This is a genomic window from Amycolatopsis sp. lyj-109, assembly GCF_046548995.1.
GTDB lineage: Bacteria > Actinomycetota > Actinomycetes > Mycobacteriales > Pseudonocardiaceae > Amycolatopsis.
In genome coordinates, this window is record NZ_JAJPWR010000005.1 from 63701 (window position 1) to 83053 (window position 19353).

The following is a 19353-nucleotide window of genomic DNA, read 5'->3' on the forward strand; positions in this document are numbered from 1 at the left end:
GGGCTTTTCGCGGGCGCGGCGTCGATCAATTGTTCGATTTTGGGATCGTCTCATCAGGACGCTCGTGGTGTCGGGCACACTCGCTGCTTGTCCTTTGAGGACCTTCGGGGCCCGGTTCGGGCGCCATGCCGGAGGAAAATCTGCAGGTCAGCGCTTCGGGTTGCGGGCGGGTGCCGGTGGTTCCCGCCGGCCCGGACCGGAATTCCGCACGACACAAGAGAGTTAAGCTGTGTCCGCTGTTTGGATTTGTGCGGCTTTGGTAATACTCTGTGCGCTGTCGGCCGTGATGGGCCTGACTGGAGTTCCGCTACGGAGGACTGGAATGACGAACAAGGCCCAGCTGATCGAGGCGCTGTCGGAGCGTCTGGGCGATGACAAGAAGGTGGCTGCGCAGGCCGTTGACGGTCTGGTGGACATCATCATCCGGACGGTCAACAAGGGCGAGAAGGTCAACATCACCGGTTTCGGTGTGTTCGAGAAGCGCGCTCGCGCGGCTCGTACGGCGCGCAATCCGCGTACTGGTGAGGCCGTGAAGGTGAAGAAGACCAACGTGCCCGCGTTCCGTGCCGGCACGACGTTCAAGGACGTCATCTCCGGTTCGAAGAAGCTGCCGAAGGCGACTCCGGTCAAGCGCGCCACCGCCGCCGCCGGCACGCGGGCGACGGCCACCAAGACCGCCGCGGCTGCCGCGCCGGCCAAGGCGACGACGACCCGCGCCACCCGGGCGGCGGCGGCCAAGCCGGCCGCGACCCGTCCGGCGACCACGCGGACCCGCGCCACCGCGGCGAAGCCGGCTGCCAAGGCCACCGCGACGGCCACCAAGGCGCCTGCTGCCAAGGTGGCCCCGAAGGCCGCGGCGGCGAAGCCGGCCGCCAAGGCCGCTGCGACCACGGCGAAGGCGACCACCACGCGGGCGAAGACCGCCGCCGCCAAGCCGGCTGCTGCCGCTGCCAAGCCGGCCGCGACCAAGACCGCCGCGGCGAAGAAGCCGGCCGCTGCCAAGGCCCCGGCCAAGCGCACCTCCGCGGCCAAGAAGTAGTACCCGGGTTTCTCCCGAAAGGGCTCCGCACCGATCCGGTGCGGGGCCCTTTCGGCATCCTCCGGCGAGCACGTCCCGACGGACGCAGACCACCGCGGCGTTGCCGACCACGACCACCACGAGCAGCGGGAACACGGCAACCAGCACGCCGTCCACAGTGGAATTGGCGACCACCGCCCGCATGTCTGGGGGCCGGCCGAGAAGATCTTCTCCAGGCTTGCCGTGAACTTCACCGGAACCGGCGCGACCTGGTGCCGGCCCTGCCGGCCGCGGTTGACGTGCGGTCGTTCCGCGCCCTTCGGAAAACCGCGTGTCCGGTTGGCGCCGGGCCCTCGATCGGCCGACACTGGCCGTGGTTCATGCCGCCGGGGTGGAGGGTCGTCCGTTGAGTTCCGAGTACACCGTGATCAAGGCGATCCTCGTGCTCGAGGTGCGGTCCACCGGCGGCGGAGCCACGTCGCTGCGGGCGGACCTCGGGTACGACAGCCGGGAGCCCTACGCGGTCGCTCTGACCCTCCACACCGGACGCGGGCCCGTCGAGTGGCTCGTCGCGCGGGACCTGCTCGTCGACGGCCTCCGGGAACCGGCCGGGCTGGGCGACGTCCGGGTCGCGCCGGGTGCCGATCCCGCCGTGACCGTGGTCGAGCTGCGGTCGCCGAGCGGGCACGTCGTGCTCGACGCGGACACCGCCGAGCTCGTCGACTTCCTCTACCGCACCTGCGAGGCCCTGCCGCGCGGGCAGGAAAGCCGGGCGTTCGACTTCGACCGGGAGCTGGCGAAGCTGATCCACGCCCCGGAATGAGGCGGCCCGGCGCGGGCCGCAGGACCGGATCCGTGGGTCTTCGTGGTCACCGTCCGGAACGGTCCCTTCGTGCACGCTCGCGACCACCAAGGCCGCTGAGCCCCTCTTCCGACCGGCGCACGGGCCGCTCCGCGCGTCCGGACAGGGCGGCGAGGACGAAGTCGGCCACGGCCTCGGGTTCCGGCGTGCCGGGCAGCTCGGCGACGACCAGGGCGGACCCGGACGGTCCGGCCTCCGCCGCCAGTTCCCAGCCTTCGCCGGGTGTCCAGCGCAGCAGGTAGGCACTCGGTTTGCGGTCGCCGGACGCGCCCGCGAAGAGGATCTGACCACCCGCGAAGTCGCCGGTGTGCGAGCGGGTGTCCTCCGGCTGCAGCCCCAGCTCCGCGGCCATCGCCTGCATGCGCGCGGCCGTGGACGGTTCGTCGTCGGTCATGATCCACCCTTCCGTCGCAGCCGGTGACTTACCCGCGCGCGAAGCGGGAAATGCCGGGGCCCGCGGAACCGCACGGGTAGCGAAACGATTCGGCGAGGCTGGCGCGAAGGTCTGCCGGGTCCGTGATCAGGAGCGGAGCGAGGGCTCAGGGCGAACCGGCGACGACGGACAGCATGAAACCTCACTGCAAGGTGTTAACGTTAACATTCGTGCGAGAAAGAGCTTGGACGGCGAGTCCGGAATTGGCAACCGACGTCGATCGACCACGTTCGATGTTATGCGGAAATCTCCGGCGAACCGGTTGCGATCGTCCATTGTGGACGTCGAGGGGGGCTTGACACCCGCCGGTGGTCATTCATACATTCGGTGTCTGTTTGTATGAATGACGGGAGTTGATCCGCATGCGGCTCGGCAAGACCGCCGTCGTCCTCGGAGGCAGTGCCGCCGGTCTGTGCGCGGCCGGAGCGCTGGCCCCGCACTTCGACCGCGTGCTGGTGCTGGAACGCGACGAGCTGCCCGACGGTGCCGAGCACCGCCGCGGCGTACCGCAGAGCAAGCACCCGCACTTCCTGCTCAACTCGGGCCGGCGCGCGATCGGCGCGCTGTTCCCCGGGTTCGAGGACGACCTCATCGCGGCGGGCGGGCTGCTGCTGATGCCGTCCATGGACGCCGCCTACCTCGACGGGCCGGGCTGGTCGGCCCGCAAGAGCAGTGCCATGACGATGGTCTACGGCTCGCGGATCCTCATCGAGCGCGTGCTGCGGGACAAGGTCAGAGAACTGGCCAACGTCGTCGTCCGCGAGGGCGTCGCGGTAGGCGGCCTGACCACCGCGGACGGGGAGATCACCGGTGTCGGCTTCACCGCCGCCGACGGCGAGGAGCACGTCGACGCCGACTTCGTCGTGGACGCGATGGGCCGTGGGTCCCCGGTCTCCGGCTGGCTGGCGGCGGCCGGCTGGCCCGAGCCGGAGGTGCAGACGCTCGACGCCAAGGTCACCTACACCTCGCGCTGGTACGACCTGCCGGCCGAGCGTCCCGCGTCCTGGTGGTGGCGGCACCTGGTGATCATGCCGACGCCGGACAAGGGCGAACACCCCGCCGAGCACGAGTTCCTGGTCAACTTCTTCCCGATCGAAGGCAACCGCGTCATCGCGTGCATGGGGTCGTGGGGGCTGGAGATGCCCAGCACCACCGACGCTTTCGTCGAAACCGCGCGCCGGGTGCGGACGCCGTTGTTCGCCGACGCCATGGACCACTGCGCCCCCGCCTCGCCGGTCCACCTCACGCGCTCGACCGGCAACAAGTGGCGGCGCTACGACCGCCTGCGCACCCCGCCGCGGCGGCTGGTCTTCGTCGGGGACTCGATCTGCGCGTTCAACCCCTTCTACGCCCAGGGCATCAGTTCCGCGTCGGCTTCGGCCCTGCTGCTGCGCGAGCACCTGTCCCGCGCCGGGCGGCTCGACGCGAAGTTCTCCGCGCGTTTCTTCGCCGCGCAACGCGGATTGCTGCGCGTGCCGTGGAGCCTGGCGATGGCACGCGACCAGGGCTACGCGTGCGCGGTGGGCACCGAACAGCTGCCGGAGTGGCGGCGGCGCATCATCGCGGCGATGTCGGCCCCGGCGTTCAGCCTCGTCGTCGGCGCGGCGCGTGAGGACGCCGTGGTCGACGAGCACTTCGCGAAGGTGTTCAACCTGGACGAGTCGCTGGGACAGATGATGCGCAACCCGCGGGTGCTCGCGGGCCTGGTGCGCTACCGCGTCCGCGCGGCGCTGGGCCGCCACCGGGTCCCGTTCGGGTTCGATCCCCAGGCGGAGCCGCCGGCCACGGACTACTCGACGGCGACGGCGAACGCGCGATGAGCACGGCGTGCGGGCCGGACGCCGAAGCCCTCACCCGCGGTCTCGGCTTCGACTGCCACGACGTCTCGCCGGTGGTTTCGGTCCGGCCGCCGTGGGCGCTCGCCCACTGGACGATGCCGCTGCTGGAAGTGCTGATCGTCGGCGGCGCGGTGTTCGCTCTGGTGCACGCGCTGCGCCGCCGCCGCGAGGGCGATCCGGTGAACCTGGCGCTGTGGTGGACTTCGCTGGTCTACCTCTTCGTCACCGAGCCGCCGCTGTACTTCCCCGAGTGGTTCGGGCTCGACCGGCTGTACGGCTTCATCTTCGCCCACAACCTCTTCACCGTGCAGTTCATGGGGGACCGGCTGCCGCTCTACATCGTGGCGTTCTACCCGGTGATCAGCCAGCTCGCCTACGAGCTCGTGCGCTCGCTCGGCCTCTTCCGGCGCGGTGCGCTGCGGGGTTCGGTGGCCGTGGCCTTCGTCTGCCAGGTGTTCTACGAAGTCTTCGACCACCTCGGCCCGCAGCTGAAGTGGTGGGCCTGGAACCCGGCGAACGCGATCGTCAACCACCCGGCGCTGGCGTCGGTGCCGCTGAACAGCATGCTGCTGTTCGCTTCCGTTTCGATGGCCGCCATGACCTACCTCGTGGTGCGCCTGACGGGCGGCCCGCCGCGGCGCGGGCTGACCTGGCGCATCCTGCTGGCCGGCGTCCTGACGCCGCCGACCATGGCGATCGCGGGGATCCCGTCGGGCTTCGCCGGTGACGACATCACCGCGCGTGCCTGGATCCTCGGTGTCGAACTGGGCCTGCTGTGGGTGGCCGGTGGCTGGATCATCGTGGCGCACCTGCGTTCCGGGGAGCGAGGCGAGCCCCTGCAGCCCTTCGCGCGGTTCTACCCGGCCCTTTACCTGGGCGGGATGGCGGTGTGCTGGCTCGGGGCCCTTCCGGCTTACCTGGCCGCGAAGGACGGCGTCACCACGGACGGCACCCCGACCGGAAGCGGGCTGTACGCGCTCGCCTGCTTCGCCGCGGCCGGCCTGCTGCTGGTCGCGCTGTACCGGAAGGATCGCGCCCCTGTCCCGGGCTGATCTCTCTCTCGGGGAAGATGGGTGGCATGGGGCACCACGGATGGCAGGGCAACCCGCCCGGCACCGAAGACGAGGCACGCCGCCGGATCGTCGACGCGGCGACGGCGTGCCTCGACCGGGCCGGCCTGGCCAAGACGAGCCTCTCCGACGTCGCCGCCGAGGCGGGCGTCACCCGGCAGACCGTCTACCGCTACTTCCCGGGGCTGAAGGACATCCTGCGCGCCGTCGCGCTGGCCGGCGTCGAAGAGTTCGCCGGGCGGATGGAGCGGCACCTGGCCGCGTTCGGCACCGCCGCCGAAGCCGCGGTGGAGTCGGTGGTGTTCGCCGTGCGCACCCTTCCCGGGGAGCCCCACATGGGGCTGCTCCTGCAGGCGGGCGAAGCGGACTACTTCACCGACGGCGTCATTTCGCCGCTGGCGTTTTCCTACGGCGCGCGGATCCTCCGCAACCTGCCGGTGGACTGGGCGGGCGCCGGGATCGCGACCGACGAGGAGCTCCAGGGCCTCGCCGAAGTCCTGATGCGGCTGTTCCTGTCGTTCCTGCAGTACCCCTCGAAGCCGCCGCTCACCGAAGACGAGCTGCGCGCCGTGGTCGGCCGCTGGATCGGACCGGCGCTGCGCGGGTGAGTCCGGGAAACGGTGCGCGGAATGCGCTGACAATTCCTGACAACGCGGAGTGTGTGATGCCTCCCACGTTCGGCTCTTCTCAAGCCGACGGCGGTGGCGGGGACGTTCAGCCCCCGCCACCGCCGCTGCGGTGATCTCTCCCCAGTGATCTCCCGGCCACCGGGGTTACTTCTTGGCGGCGGCGACCTTCTTGCGCGGGGCACGCTTGCGCGGCGGGGCGGCGGGCGCCTCGGCCTCTTCGACCTGGGCCTGCTCGTAGGCGGCGATCACCTCGGAGGACAGGCGTCCCCGCTCGGAGACCTCGTAGCCGTTCGCGTTGGCCCAGGCGCGGATCTGCTGGTTGCGCTCGCGGTCGGTGGTGCTCGTGGTGGTCGACTGCCCGGTGGCGACCCGGACCTTGCGGCCGCCGATGCGCCGGCCGGCCCCGACGTAGCGGGCCAGTTCGTCGCGCAGGGCGGTGGCGTTCTCGTCCGAAAGGTCGATTTCGTAGGTGACGCCGTCGAGGCCGAACTGAACGGTCTGGGCGGCGGCGGTGCCGTCGATGTCGTCCAGGATCTCGACGAGGACTTTCTGGGCCACGGGAATGCTCCTCAGCTGGATGTGCGTCCGGGGGAACGCGACGTGTGACAAGTTGCACAATGGTCGGCGTTCTTCGGTGGAGTGTATCCACCCGAGGAGACGTACGGCAATTTCCTCCCGGTAACGCGGAACGGTGGCGGTCCGGGGTGGTCCTGATAGGACCGGCCACCGCCGTTCCGGCCGGGTCGCGGCTTTCGGCCGGCAGCGGCGGCGAAGGCGGCAATACCGGCGCAAATGCGGCCGGGAATCTACGTTCCGGAGGGCGTGGAGCCCTGCTCGCCGTGCTGGTGGGGCGGATCCGTCGCGAGCGCCTCGTCGGCGGCCCCTTCGCCGGGATCGGCCAGGTGCGCCTCCGCGGCGGCTTCTTTCGCCTCTTTGATGAGCTGCCGGCTGTGGGCGAGGTCCGCTTCGGGCCGGTTTTCGTTCTCCGTCATCGCGACTCCCTGCGATCGATTGCGTTCCCTGCGGGACGGCTACCCGCGAAGGCCCGAACGCAACCACCGGCGCTTCGAGGCCGTTCACCCCAACGTGTGGCCCCGGTGAATTCTTCGGCGGCCATCGGCGGATCGGGTGAGCCGGTGTCCGGGACCGGTTCCGGGGCGGGAATCTGCGGCGGGAATCGCCGCTGAAGGGGCGGCGGCCGGTTCCTTTGCCGATGTCCTGTGGGGTGGCTTCGGTGCGCGCCGGGCGAGGATCCGCTTTCGGACCGTGGCCGGCGGACGGCGCTCAAGCCGCCGGAGAGTGGTTCGAAGTCGATCGACGTTCGGTGGGGCCGGGTCGGCCCGGCAAGCCGTGAGGGGCGATCTCAGCCTGCTGTTGCCGGTGTCTTGAATGACTCATTCAGGGCGTCGGAGGTCCTGAATGAGTCATTCAAGGCCTTCGGGCACGCCGCCGCAGCCGGCTGACAGCGGCGGCGCGACCACCCCGCCCGCCCCCAACCAGCCCCGGAAATGCCGGAAGAGCCCCGCACCAGGCAGGTGCGGGGCCCTTCCGATGTCGCCAGAGGGTGTTACTTCTTCTTGGCGGCCGACGTGCGCTTGGCCGGGGCCTTGGCGGCGGCCGGCTTCTTCGCCGCGGCGGTCTTGGTCGCGGCGGCCGGCTTGGCGGCGGCGGCCTTGGCCCGCGTGGTGGTCGCCTTCGCGGTGGTGGGCTTGGCTGCCGTGGTCTTCGCCGCGGCGGCCTTCGGGGCCGCCTTCGTGGCGGGGGCCTTGGTGGCGGTGGCCTTGGCGGCCGGCTTGGCCGCGGTGGCGCGGGTCCGCGTGGTCGCCGGGCGCGTGGCGGCCGGCTTGGCGGCTGCCGCGCGGGTGGTGCGGGTCGTGGTGGCCTTGGCCGGCGCGGCAGCCGCGGCGGTCTTGGTGGCCGTCGTCCGCGTGCTGGTGGCGGCGGCGGTGGCGCGCTTGACCGGGGTCGCCTTCGGGAGCTTCTTGGTGCCGGAGATGACGTCCTTGAAGGTGGTGCCGGCGCGGAAGGCGGGCACGTTGGTCTTCTTGACGCGGACGGCCTCACCGGTGCGCGGGTTGCGGGCGGTGCGAGCCGCGCGGGCACGCTTCTCGAACACACCGAAGCCGGTGATGTTGACCTTTTCGCCCTTGTTGACCGTCCGGATGATGATGTCCACCAGACCGTCAACGGCCTGCGAAGCCACCTTCTTGTCGCCCAGACGCTCCGACAGCGCCTCGATCAGCTGGGCCTTGTTCGTCATTCCAGTCCTCCATAGTGGAACTTAGTCACGGCCCATCTCGGCCGACACTGCACACGGTATTACCAATACCGCACAAAATCCAACCGGGGGTCGAAATATTTCCTTGTACGGGGGCGAGTTCCGCCTCCGAAAGGCCCGTCGCCGGACGCGGACCGGTGTGCGACCCGGACTTCCGCCATGCCTCTGAGCAGGCAAAACCCGGTGCCGGTGCCGTCCACAGTGGTCGTCCATATAGGACCCGAGGCCCTTCCGGAGAACTTTTCCCGCGACACGCCGGGAGCGGGGTCCCGCGGCGGGTGGCCGAGCCCACCCGGGCCCGATCCCGCGCGGCGGCCGGGGATCGCGGGCCCCTCCCGGCGCCGCTTCGCCGTGGTTCCAGGCGGAACCGGAGCGGCCCCACGGGCACGGCGTTGCGGCGCAACCGGTACGCCCCCGGAATGCCTGCGGCGGGTACGAAAGATCCTCCCCGAAGGGTGAACTCACTCGTTCGGCGCAGTCCCGGCCTGCGGCGACGCCGGTGCGGCAACGCCGTGTTGGGCGCGGGACTGTCGGTCCGGCGGGCTAGTCTGCCGCGGTGGAAGACCCCGGCCGGACAGGGAGAACCGTGGACCAGGAGACGCTCACCACCGTGGTCGGACGGGTGGCAGGCACCGAGGACTCGACGCCGCTGCAGTTCTGCGTGGCCATCGATCAGGACGCCTATCTGCAGCTCGACGACGTCGTCGTGACCCGGCGGGAACTGCCCGGGCTCGGCGAAGTCACCTCCTACGGCGTCGTGACGCAGGTGAGCGCGCGGCACGAGGGCGCCAGCTTCGGCAGTGACGTCTTCCTGATCTCCGACGGGGTCCTGCCCGCCCAGGTGCAGGAGATCGCCGAGATCGCCACCACCCGCGTCGAGCCCGAATGCTACGTGCCGCCGCGGCCGGGGGCCGTCGTGTCCCGTGCCGTGGGAGAGGATCGCGCGCAGGCGCTGTACTTCGACAACATGACCCGCCAGGTGGCGGTCGGCCTGGGCCGGGACGGCGAACCGGTCTACCTCAACATGGACTTCCTCGACGGCACCCGCGGCGCGCACGTCAGCATCAGCGGCGTCTCCGGCGTGGCCACCAAGACGTCGTTCGCGTTGTTCCTGCTGCACTCGATCTTCCGCGGGGGCGCCCTGCCCAACGCCCACAACGCCAAGGCCCTCGTCTTCTCGGTCAAGGGCGAGGACCTGCTGTTCCTCGACACCCCGAACGTCCACCTCGACGAAAAGCTCAAGGTCGAGTACGCCAAGCTGGGCCTGCCCGCCGAGCCCTTCGCGTCGACCGGGTTCTTCGCGCCGCCGACGCCGTCGGACACCACGGGGAAGCCTTACGTGACCGGGCGGACCTCGGGTGTCGGCGCGTTCTGGTGGACCATCGCGGAGTTCTGCGCCAACGACCTGCTGCCCTATGTCTTCGCCGACGCCGAAGACGAGCGCAACCAGTACACGATGGTCATCCACCAGGTCGCGAACCGCCTGCGCCTGGACAGCACCCCGGCGGGCAAGGACGGCGCGGCGAACGTCGACGGCGTCCTGTGCCGCACCTACGCCGAGCTCGTCGACGTCATCTGCGAGCGCGTCACCGACGAGGAAACCCGGGCGAGCTGGGCGGGTGCGGTCACCGGCGCGGGCACGGTCAACGCCTTCATCCGCCGCCTCCGGTCCAGCCAGCGCGCGCTGAACGGCCTCATCCGCGGCGACCTCGCCGATCATCCGGCGCGCCGGTTGTCCACGGAGAACCAGCAGGTGACCGTGGTGGACATCCACAACCTCGTCGAGCGCGCACAGCGGTTCGTCGTCGGTGTCACGCTGGCGACGGAGACCGCGCGCAAGGAAGCGGCCGGCCCCGGCGGGCTGCTGTTCACCATGCTGGACGAGCTCAACAAGTACGCGCCGCGGGAAGGCAGCAGCCCGATCAAGGAGGTGCTGCTGGACATCGCCGAACGCGGCCGCTCCCTGGGCGTCATCCTGATCGGCGCGCAGCAGACCGCCAGCGAGGTCGAGCGCCGGATCGTCAGCAACAGCTCGGTCCGCATCGTCGGCCGCCTCGACGCCGCCGAGGCATCGCGGCCCGAGTACGGCTTCCTCCCGGCCAGCCAGCGGGTCCGCGCGACGCTGGCCACGCCGGGCACGATGTTCGTGAGCCAGCCGGAGATCCCGGTGCCGATCGCCGTCGGCTTCCCGTTCCCCGCCTGGGCCACGCGGCTTTCCGAAGCCGGGACGATCCCGGCGGCCACGGGCACGTCGAAGAAAAGCGATCCCTTCGCCGGTCTCCCTTCGCGCGGCAGTGATCCCTTCGGTGACGACCCGCCGCCGTTCTGAGCCCAACCGCGAGCCCACCGCCCACCATCCGAACGGAAGGACGAAGTGTGAAGTTCCTGCACACCTCCGACTGGCACATCGGCAAGACGCTCAAGGGGCGCAACCGCCTCGACGAGCAGCGGGCCGTGCTCGGCGAGATCGTCCGGATCGCGCGGGACGAGCAGTTCGACGCGATCCTCGTCGCGGGTGACCTCTACGAGACGTCGGCGCCGTCGGCGGCCGCGCAGGAACTCGTGGTGCGGGCGCTGATGGCGCTGCGCGAAACCGGTGCCGAGGTGCTCGCCATCGCCGGGAACCACGACCACGCCGCCACGTTCGAGGCGTACCGGCCGCTGCTGCTGGCCGCGGGCATCCAGCTCACCGGCGATCCCCGCCCGGTCCACGACGGCGGGGTCTGCTCGTTCGACGCGCGTTCGACGGGCGAGCGCGTCAACGTCGCCGTGCTGCCCTTCCTTTCCCAGCGCTACGCGGTCCGCGCCGCGGAACTGCTCGCCGGGACCCCGGCGGACAACGTCGGCGAGTACGACCAGCGCGTGCGCGACATCCTGGAGCACCTCAAGACGGGCTTCACGCCCGGCGCGGTCAACCTCGTCATGGCGCACCTGACGGTGACCGGCGGGACGATGGGCGGCGGGGAACGCGCGGCGCAGTCCATCTTCGAGTACCACGTGCCCGCGACGGCGTTCGGCGCCGATCCGCACTACGTCGCCCTCGGCCACCTGCACCGCCGCCAGTCGCTGCCCGCCGCGTGCCCGGTGCACTACAGCGGTTCCCCGCTCGCCGTCGACTTCGGCGAGCAGGACAACACCAGCGTCGTGCTGTCGGTGGAGGTGAGTCCTGCGACGCCGGCGAAGATCACCGACATCCCGCTGACCGCGGGGCGGAAGCTGCGGACGGTCCACGGCACGGTGGCGGAACTGACCGGCCGGGCCGAGGAGTTCGGCGACGACTACCTGCGCGTCTACGTCCGCGAAGCGACCAGGGCCGGGCTGCGGGAGGAGATCCAGGAAGCCCTGCCCAACGCCCTGGAAATCCGCATCGACCCGGAGTTCGCCGCGCCGGTGACGACCTCGAACGGCGACCGCGCGGTCGCGGACCGTTCGCCGGGGGAGCTGTTCGCGAGCTACTGCGCGGAACGCACGGTCGAGGACAAGCGCGTGCAGGCGCTCTTCGCGCGGCTGCACGACGAAGAGACGAGCGGGGTGTGACATGCGGCCAGTGCTGCTGGAGATGACCGGCTTCGCGTCCTTCCGCGAGAAGACCGAAGTCAGCTTCGAGGACACGGACTACTTCGCGCTCGTCGGGCCCACCGGCGCGGGCAAGAGCACGGTCATCGACGCCCTTACATTTGCGCTGTACGGCTCCGTCGCCCGCTGGGACCACGAAGGTCTCGTCGCGCCCGCGCTCGCCCCGACGGTGAACCGCGCGACCGTGCGGCTGGTCTTCGACGCCGGCGGCGCGCGCTACCACGTCGTGCGCGAAGTCCGGCGCAGCGGCGGCAAGAAGCCCACGGTCAGCGTCAAGAACGTCCGTCTGGAGCGGCTGATCGACCCGGCCGCGCCCGGCGGCCCCGAGGACGACGCCGAGGCCGTCGCCGCGGACTCCGAGGTGACCCCGGCGGTCGAACGCCTGCTCGGGTTGACGTTCAAGCACTTCTGCACCTGCGTGGCGCTGCCCCAGGGCGACTTCGCGGAGTTCCTGCACGCGAAGGCCGCCGACCGGCAGAAGATCCTCATCAAGCTGCTGGGCCTGGAGGTCTACGAGCGGATCGGCCGCCGGGCCGGCGTGACGGCGGAGCAGCAGAAGCAGCGCGCCGCCGTCCTCACCGAACAGCTCGGCGGCTACGCCGACGCCACCGAGGAAGCCGTCACCGAATACGCCGCCCGCATGACCGCCCTGGCGGAGCTGGACGCGCGGGTGACCGCGGCCCTGCCGGGGTTGAACGACGCCATCCGCGCGCACGACGAAGCCCGGCACCTCGTCGCCACGCTCACGGCGGAGCTGAAAGTCCTCGACGCGGTAACAATTCCGGCCGGCGTCGAAAACCTCGAAACCCGGCGTCGCGAGACGGCGGACGCGGTCACGACGGCCCGGACCGCGTTGGAGACGGCGGAAACGGCGGACGAAGCGGCCCGCACCGCGCTCGCCGCGGCGCCCGCACGCAGCGAACTGGAACGGATCCGCGCCGAGCGCGCCGAGCTCGAGACGACCGAGAAAGCCCTCCCGCGGCTCGAAGAAGCGGCGAAAACGGCGTTGCGGGCGAAAGACGCCGACGCCGTCGCGGTCACCGAAGCCCTGTCCGTCGTCGAGACGGCCCGGCGCACCCGGGACTCGACGGCCCGTGCCGCGGAGGACGCCGCCGCCGAAGCCGGCCGGGCCCGCCAGGACCGCGACCGGCTGGCCGGGCTGCGGCCGCCCGCGGATCTCGGGGACCTGTCGGCGGATGCGGCGCGCGTGGCGAAGCGCACCGCGGACGCCGCTGCCCGCCTGAGCGCGGCCGAGGCCACCGACGCCGGAGCGCGGGCGGCGCTGGCCGCGCAGCCGGACGTCGCCCCGCTCGCCGCGGCCCGCTCCGACGCCCGCACGCTGTATGCGTTGTGCGAGGCGCAACGGAAGGCCGCGCCCGAGCAGGCCGCGCGGCGGACGGAACTCGAAACGGCGCGAAGCACCTTCGCCCGCGTGGACGCCGAAGTGACGGCGGCGAAGACCGCCGTGACCGCCGCCGAACGGGCCGGGCAGGCGCTGAGCCTGCGCGCCGGGCTCGCCGTCGGGCACCCGTGCCCGGTGTGCGAGCAGGAAGTCACGGCGCTGCCCGACTCCGGCGGCCACGCCCACCTGGCCGAGGCCCGCGAGCGCCTCGAGCGCGCCGAACGGGACCGCACGGCCGCGGAGTCCGCGCTGCGCAAGCTCGAACGCGCGGTGGACCGCGACGCCGACTCGGCCGCGTCGGCGGCCGCTCAGGCGGAGGAACTGCGCGCGGCGCTGGTCGACGGCTCCGGCAGCCAGGACTCCGACATCCGAGGCTTCGCCCCGGGCCGGGGGCGCGGTGATTCGGATCTTCGGGAAGCCGGTGTGGTCGGCTCGCCGGAGTCGGCGCTGCGGCAGGACGAGCCGGACTTCCGAAAGGCGGGCCCGCCGGAGTCGGCGGCGCTGCGGCGGCCGGTCGAGGCCTCCTTCTCCGAGCAGGACTTCGCGGACCTCGTCGCCGCCGTGCGCGAGCGCGGCGAGTGGCTGTCGAAGACGATCGAGGGCCGCGACCGCGTTGCCGAGGCCGCGAACGCCGCGGACGAAGAACTGGCCGCGGCCCGCACCGAACGCGCGGCGGCGCAGCACGAGGCCGACGTCGTCGAAAGGTCCTTCGCGGCGGCCAGGGAAGCGTTGCGGGCCGCGCGCGACCCCCTGGTGGAGCTGGGCGCGCCGGCGGTCGGCGGCGAGGACGTCCCGGCGGGCTGGCAGCGGCTCACCGCGTGGGCGGCGGCCACCCTGGCGGACCGGCGCACCGCGCTGGCTGCCCTCGAAGCGGCCGCCGAAGCCGCGGGCAAGGAAGCCGCCGTCGCGGCGGACGACCTCGCCTCCGCCGAGCGGAACGCCGAGGAGCGGCGGAAGCGGGCCGTCGACGCGGGCCTGGCCGAGCAGGCGGCGGGCACCGAGCTCGCCACCGCCCGGCGCCGGCACGGCGAACTCGTCGCGACGCTCGCCGGCGCACCGTCCGCCGCCGTCGTCACCGAGGAGCTGGCGAAGGTCGCTTCTCTCGAAGCAGCCGCGAAGAAGGCGGACACGGATCTGCGGACCGCCCGGGCGGCCGCGAAACGCGCCACCGAAGCCCAGGCGGGCATCGGCGCCGAGGTCGACGCCGAGCGGCAGCGGCTGTCCCGGGCCCGCGACCCGCTGGTCAGCCTCGGCTCGCCGCCGATCGACGGCGAGAGCCTCCTCGAAGCCTGGACCGCGCTCACGGATTGGGCTGCCGGCCAGGCGAACGACCACCGCGAACGGCTGGCCGTCGCGAAGACCGCCGAGGGCGAAGCCGCCGAAGCGTTGCAGGCGGCCGAACGTGCGGTCGCCGGTGCCGTCACCGCACTCGGGGTCGCGCTGCCGGAGGGCCCGGTGCGCGATCGCGTCCCGGTCGCCGTCGCGGCCGCGCGGGCGCGCGCCGAAGCCGACCACGCCGACCTGAAGCGGCGCGTGGCCCGGGTGGCCGGCCTGCGCGAGGACATCGCGGCCGCGGAGTCCGACAGCCAGGTCGCGCGGTTGCTCGCGGACCTGCTGCGCTCGGACAAGTTCCCGCGCTGGCTGATCGCCGGGGCGCTCGACACGCTGGTCGCCGAGGCGTCGGCGTCGCTGCTGGAACTGTCCGGCGGCCAGTTCGAGCTGACCCACGACAAGGGCGACTTCCTGGTGGTGGACCACAACGAGGCCGACGCCCGGCGCCCGGTGAAGACGCTGTCCGGCGGCGAGACGTTCCAGGCGTCGCTCGCCCTGGCCCTCGCGCTGTCTTCGCAGCTGGGGGCCATGGCGGCCGAAGGCGCGACCCGGCTGGAGTCGATCTTCCTCGACGAGGGCTTCGGGACGCTCGACGAAGCTACCCTCGACGTCGTGGCGTCCACTTTGGAGAACCTCGCCGCGTCCGGCTCCCGGATGGTCGGGGTGATCACGCACGTGCCGGCGCTCGCCGAGCGCGTCCCGGTGCGGTTCCTGGTCACCCGGGACGGCACCGGCTCGCACATCGCCAGGGAGGGCGCATGACGGCGGTGGCCGGGATGAACTTCAGCATCGACGCCTGGGACCCGGGCTACGGCAGCTCGATGGAGGCCGAGGAGCTCGCCAAGTCACAGGCCGAGGTCGAGCTCGACGTCGAGGTCCCGGCGGCCGAGTGGGCGCCGATCGACCCATCGCCGGTGCCGTCGCCGCCGGACGCGGTGCTGTTCGTCGACGGCGTCCGCCGCATCGACGCCCGCGTCTGGATCGACGACCCGGCCGGAGCGAACTCCGCGTCCATCGGGATCTGCGCGTCCTATGCGGCCGGAGTGGTGTGCTGCTGCGAGGGCCGGGCGCACGTGGTCGGCACCGACATCCGGCGAGGGCTGTTCACCGTCGCCTCCGAAGCTTCCGGGATCGCCACCTCGGCGGGGCGGTACGAGGCGTTCCACGCGACAGCCAAGGACGACAAGCCGCTGGCGGTGGTGCTGTCGTCCGCGTTGCAGGAGCAGCTGGCCGAAACCGAGCTGGCCACGGCCACGGAGGCGCGCCGGGCGATCGACGGCCACGTCGGCCGTGACCTGCTCGTCGTCGACGGCCCGCTGAGCGGCCGCACGCACCTGCCCCGGGCCGTCGGGTTCATCAAGAGCCACCAGACGACGTACCTGCCCGGCGAGCTCAACGCGATGGTCGGCCGGCTCGGCCCGCACCAGCGCACGCCGGTGTTCCTGATGGGCACGACCTGGGTCCGGCACTCGTGGTACCTGCGGCTGCCGTCCGCGGGCGGGCCGCCGTGGGAGGGCGTGGTGCGGGTGGAGGCGGCGCCGCACCTCGCGCGCGAAGAGGTGACGGACCTGGCGAACGTCACCCAGTCGGTGCTGGGGCGGTTCGCGTCGGTCCCCTACAAGGACTCGCGCGCGCCGCAGAACCTCTACCCGATCGCCGGCCTGGAGCGCGACCTGCGCCACCGCCTCGGCGACCAGCAGTTCGTCTATCGGGCGCTGCGGCTGGCCGCGGCCCGCTGAAGCACCTTTCCCGGGTCTGCCGCGGCCGGTCGTGAGTGGTAATTCGGGTTCTAACCCGAATTACCACTCACGACCAGCTGCGGCAGACCGGCAGACCGGCGTCCAGGATTGTCCTGGCAGGCTGTCTTCGGCCGCACCGAACAAAGATCTCGCCTTGCAGTACTAGACGTCGAACACGGTGTCGTAGGGATCGTCGTCGGCCGCCGGGGCCTGCCCACGCGGCGGTGGCGGTGCCTGCCGAGGCGGCGCGGCCGGCTGCGGCACCGTCGGCCGATTGGCCGGCCGTCCCCCGGCGGCGACGGCTTCCCGGATGGCCGCGGTGATGGTCCGGCTCAGCGTGACGGCGTCGTACCGCATGGCTTCGGGCGCCAGCCGCACCTCGCTGACCACCCCGCCCGGCCCGGCCAGCACGGTGACACTCCGATCCGGCGAGACGACGGTCGTGTGGTCGCTCCCGGCGATCCCGGCGAGGAGGCGCTGGTTCTCGGCCTTGCGGTCTTCGATCTGCTTGAGCTGCCAGCGCAGTTCCTCGATGAGCTGTGCGTTGTCGCTCACGCGATTCTCCCCGGTTGGTGCGGCGTGAAGACGAACTCGTAGTACTTCCCGACTCGATGGTCGATCAGCGAGTAGCCCCGGCTGTGCAAGACCCGTAGCAGGTCCTCCCGGGACAACCCGATTTCCATCTTCCGGATGTACACCTGGTTCCGGCCGTCGAGCTGTGCGGCCAAGCGCGCCATTTGCTCCTCGCGCGGCTTCGTCGAACGAAGTGCACGGACGATCGTCAAGGTCAGACCGGCGATGACCACCACGCCCATCAAGACGAGGAAGGCCGTACGCATGGCAGGCGACTCGGTCGAACCGGCCGCCACCGTGCTGATCACGACGTTTCCCCGCTCCGGAGACTCCACGCCACCTTGGCCGTCGCTTCGGCCACTGCGGGCCAGGCGTCTTCCGACTCCGCCACCACCGCCAGGATCACCACGGACCGGCCGTCCGGTAAGGGGATCTGGTACTCCGCCTTGATCTGGGTGCGCACATCCCGTTCGGGCAGGTGGAACTCGCCGCCGCTGATCGCCACGATGGCCGGGCCGATCGGGAGGCGCACGGGCTGTACCACCGCGCGCTTGTGGCGGCCCCGGTACTGCTCGGCCATCGCCGCCACCACCGCGTCCCGGTTGCCGGGCGCCGCCTCCGGCCACTGCGCCACGCCGAGCGTCAGGGTCGCGACGTCACCCTTCCGAGGTCCGACGGCGAACTTGCCGAAGACCCGGATGCCATTGGCCTGCATGGCCGGGACCAGCGCCATCAGGTAGCTGCCGAACTCCTCGACCGTCTTCCCGGCGCCGGCTGCCACGTTTTCGGCGACGGTCCAGGCGTGGCCGCGGTTCATCTTGTCGTCGGTCCCCACCGGCATCCCGGCGAACCCGGGCGGCAGGTCGATCTGCAGAGGCATCAGTTCCACACCTCGTCTTCCGCGCGCTCACGACGATGCTCCGGCGCGTTGTCGGCCTGCTCTCCGGCATCGGCCGCGTTCCAAGCCGCGACGCCCACCCACGAGAGCCCCATCCCCCCTACCTGCTCGGCAGTCTTCGGCACCCAGTAATTCTGGAAGTCGTCCCAGGGGCTCTCGAAGTTCTTGCGACCCGCGAGCTCGCCGACCCCCTGGTCCACGAGAAAGCCATAGGTCGCGACCTTGATCGCGGCGTCGGGAAGCACCTTTGCGGCCCCGGCCAACGACGTGACCGCGCCCGCCACGTCGAAGAGCAGCGTCTCGGTCGACACGTCGGCTCCGGCCTCCTTGGCCAGAGCATGACCGCTGAGCGCCGTGAGCCCCAGCCCGGTGGCGATGCCGCTCATCACCGTGCCAGCCGGGGGTGGCACGAGATCGCTCAGCACACCGAGGCCATTGCCCATGTCGCCCACGACGTCCGACAGCTTCGAGAGCACCTCAGCGTGGTCCTGGATGAAGTCCCACGCGTCGTCGACCCCGTCCGCGAGGGTGTTCGACAAGTCGACAAGGGCCCCGCCGACCGCGTCACCCAGCTTGTCGAGCAGGTCCGGTTCGTCCGGCGCCAGCTCCTTCGCCTGCCGCAGCTGCTCGGCGACGCGGGCCGCGGCGTCCGCGTGCTCCTGCTGGAGCTGTTTGGCCGCGTCCTGGACGTTCTGGCAGCCGTCGATGGCGTTCTGGAGTTGCCGGCCCGCGTTGTCCAAGAGGCGCTCGGCGATCTGCAGGGACTGCTGGTCCGGGAACGTCCGGTTGGCCAGCGCCAGGTCCGGGTTCGCCCGCGCCTGCTCGGCCGCCCGGGCCGCCGCTTCCGCGCGGGCCTCCAGGTCGGCCGCGCGTTTCTGCAGGTCACCGAGGGTGTGGACCCAGCCGTCGAGCGCGTCGGCAGCGCGGCTCATCGACTTGGCGGCATCGTCGAGGTACTCCGGCAGCGGGCCGACGCGGCGGGCGAAGGCTTCGCTCGCCTCGCCCTGCCAGATGCCCTGCTTCCGGACGATCCGGCGGAGCGAATCGTCGGCCTCGGTGAGGTCGGCGCCGACCGCGCGGTACTTGCCGGCCAGGTCGGTGCAGCCGTCGAGGTCGCCGGGCGCCGGGTCGAAGCCCAGGGCCGGGAAGTCGCGGGCGCTCACCGGTCGAGGCCGTTCAGGATGTCGGTGATCCCGCCGGTCGCGCCGCCGCCGACCATCCCGCCGCCCGGGTCAGCACCCGGCTCGGCCTTCGACGCGAGGTCGTCGATTCCCGGCACCCCACCGGTGTAGCCACCACCCACCGGGCCTTCGGCCGGCTGCCCGATCCGTGGGTGGTTCCCCTTTACCGCACCCGCGGGTTCACCACCGACGGGACCGTCACCCAGCACCGCCGAACCGAACTTCCCCAGCTCACCGCCGAACTGGGCCTCGATCCGCTCGTACTTCTGCTTCGCCGCCTTCAGCCGCTCCGTCACCTCCGAAGCCGCCTCGCCCAGGCGGCCGATGCCGTATCCCCAGGCCTCCTCGAACTCGACGCCGGCCTTGCCCAGCTCCGCGGTGCCCAGGGACCCGAACGCCCCACCGCCGCCGAGCTTCTTGTTGGCGTCGGCCATCCTGCCCGCCGCCGTGTCGAGGTCGCCGATGAGCTTGCCCAGCTCGTCGACCTTCACCGCGTACCCGTCCACGCCACCCCTCCCCTTGTG

General features: G+C 71.7%; 18 protein-coding genes. 9 read left to right on the forward strand and 9 right to left on the reverse strand.

What is annotated here, in order from left to right:
- Positions 1–322: 322 nt before the first annotated feature.
- Entirely contained in the window at positions 323–1039 is a 717-nt protein-coding gene (locus ACLJQF_RS12320; RefSeq protein WP_410608410.1) for an HU family DNA-binding protein, read from the forward strand.
- 385 nt (positions 1040–1424) lie between these two features.
- Complete coding sequence (locus ACLJQF_RS12325) at positions 1425–1841, forward strand: SsgA family sporulation/cell division regulator (protein WP_410608411.1); 417 nt, start codon at positions 1425–1427, stop codon at positions 1839–1841.
- Positions 1842–1887: 46 nt separating this feature from the next.
- Here the strand turns inward: ACLJQF_RS12325 and ACLJQF_RS12330 are convergent, their stop codons facing one another.
- On the reverse strand, positions 1888–2274 hold the full coding sequence (locus ACLJQF_RS12330; protein ID WP_410608412.1) for a DUF6292 family protein: 387 nt from the start codon (positions 2272–2274) through the stop codon (positions 1888–1890).
- 401 nt (positions 2275–2675) lie between these two features.
- Here ACLJQF_RS12330 and ACLJQF_RS12335 point away from each other — a divergent pair, with 401 nt between their 5' ends.
- From ACLJQF_RS12335 to ACLJQF_RS12345, 3 genes are read left to right on the forward strand one after another with little or no spacing between them, the layout of a single operon-like run.
- Entirely contained in the window at positions 2676–4133 is a 1458-nt protein-coding gene (locus tag ACLJQF_RS12335) for an NAD(P)/FAD-dependent oxidoreductase (RefSeq protein ID WP_410608413.1), read from the forward strand.
- Positions 4130–5203 (forward strand): hypothetical protein, encoded by a 1074-nt coding sequence (locus tag ACLJQF_RS12340; protein WP_410608414.1) that lies wholly within the window; start codon positions 4130–4132, stop codon positions 5201–5203. The genes ACLJQF_RS12335 and ACLJQF_RS12340 overlap by 4 nt, the downstream gene beginning before the upstream one ends.
- A gap of 26 nt (positions 5204–5229) precedes the next feature.
- Positions 5230–5829: a TetR/AcrR family transcriptional regulator gene (locus ACLJQF_RS12345; RefSeq protein ID WP_410608415.1), complete on the forward strand. Its 600-nt coding sequence runs from the start codon at positions 5230–5232 to the stop codon at positions 5827–5829.
- 165 nt (positions 5830–5994) lie between these two features.
- On the opposite strand, the gene ACLJQF_RS12350 is transcribed toward ACLJQF_RS12345, so the two are convergent.
- The 3 genes from ACLJQF_RS12350 to ACLJQF_RS12360 form a co-directional block, all read right to left on the reverse strand.
- A complete protein-coding gene (locus ACLJQF_RS12350) occupies positions 5995–6408 on the reverse strand; it encodes a histone-like nucleoid-structuring protein Lsr2 (protein WP_410608416.1) in 414 nt (137 codons plus the stop codon).
- A gap of 248 nt (positions 6409–6656) precedes the next feature.
- Positions 6657–6842, reverse strand: coding sequence for a hypothetical protein (locus ACLJQF_RS12355; RefSeq protein WP_410608417.1), 186 nt, complete (start codon positions 6840–6842; stop codon positions 6657–6659).
- Positions 6843–7417: 575 nt separating this feature from the next.
- Positions 7418–8110 (reverse strand): HU family DNA-binding protein, encoded by a 693-nt coding sequence (locus ACLJQF_RS12360; protein ID WP_410608418.1) that lies wholly within the window; start codon positions 8108–8110, stop codon positions 7418–7420.
- 604 nt (positions 8111–8714) lie between these two features.
- Between ACLJQF_RS12360 and ACLJQF_RS12365 the strand changes: the two genes are divergently transcribed.
- Genes ACLJQF_RS12365 through ACLJQF_RS12380 form a run of 4 tightly spaced genes read left to right on the forward strand, consistent with a single transcriptional unit; the run spans position 8715 to position 16177 of the window.
- Positions 8715–10457, forward strand: coding sequence for an ATP-binding protein (locus ACLJQF_RS12365; RefSeq protein ID WP_410608419.1), 1743 nt, complete (start codon positions 8715–8717; stop codon positions 10455–10457).
- A 47-nt stretch (positions 10458–10504) separates the two neighbouring features.
- The gene (locus tag ACLJQF_RS12370; protein ID WP_410608420.1) at positions 10505–11665 is read left to right on the forward strand and encodes an exonuclease SbcCD subunit D; all 1161 of its coding nucleotides are present in this window, start codon (positions 10505–10507) and stop codon (positions 11663–11665) included.
- A gap of 1 nt (position 11666) precedes the next feature.
- The gene (locus ACLJQF_RS12375) at positions 11667–15200 is read left to right on the forward strand and encodes an AAA family ATPase (RefSeq protein WP_410608421.1); all 3534 of its coding nucleotides are present in this window, start codon (positions 11667–11669) and stop codon (positions 15198–15200) included.
- Positions 15197–16177, forward strand: a complete 981-nt coding sequence (locus ACLJQF_RS12380; RefSeq protein WP_410608422.1) for a hypothetical protein — start codon at positions 15197–15199, stop codon at positions 16175–16177. Before ACLJQF_RS12375 ends, ACLJQF_RS12380 begins: the two co-directional genes overlap by 4 nt.
- Positions 16178–16339: 162 nt before the next feature.
- Here ACLJQF_RS12380 and ACLJQF_RS12385 read toward each other — a convergent pair whose 3' ends face one another.
- From ACLJQF_RS12385 to ACLJQF_RS12405, 5 genes are read right to left on the reverse strand one after another with little or no spacing between them, the layout of a single operon-like run.
- Positions 16340–16732 carry a YbaB/EbfC family DNA-binding protein gene (locus ACLJQF_RS12385; RefSeq protein ID WP_410608423.1) on the reverse strand — a complete coding sequence of 131 codons (393 nt, stop codon included), beginning with the start codon at positions 16730–16732 and terminating at the stop codon, positions 16340–16342.
- Positions 16729–17058: a hypothetical protein gene (locus tag ACLJQF_RS12390; protein ID WP_410608424.1), complete on the reverse strand. Its 330-nt coding sequence runs from the start codon at positions 17056–17058 to the stop codon at positions 16729–16731. The genes ACLJQF_RS12385 and ACLJQF_RS12390 overlap by 4 nt, the downstream gene beginning before the upstream one ends.
- On the reverse strand, positions 17055–17630 hold the full coding sequence (locus tag ACLJQF_RS12395; protein ID WP_410608425.1) for a hypothetical protein: 576 nt from the start codon (positions 17628–17630) through the stop codon (positions 17055–17057). Before ACLJQF_RS12395 ends, ACLJQF_RS12390 begins: the two co-directional genes overlap by 4 nt.
- Positions 17630–18811, reverse strand: coding sequence for a putative T7SS-secreted protein (locus tag ACLJQF_RS12400; RefSeq protein ID WP_410608426.1), 1182 nt, complete (start codon positions 18809–18811; stop codon positions 17630–17632). The genes ACLJQF_RS12395 and ACLJQF_RS12400 overlap by 1 nt, the downstream gene beginning before the upstream one ends.
- Complete coding sequence (locus tag ACLJQF_RS12405; protein WP_410608427.1) at positions 18808–19335, reverse strand: hypothetical protein; 528 nt, start codon at positions 19333–19335, stop codon at positions 18808–18810. Before ACLJQF_RS12405 ends, ACLJQF_RS12400 begins: the two co-directional genes overlap by 4 nt.
- Between the last annotated feature and the right edge of the window lie 18 nt (positions 19336–19353).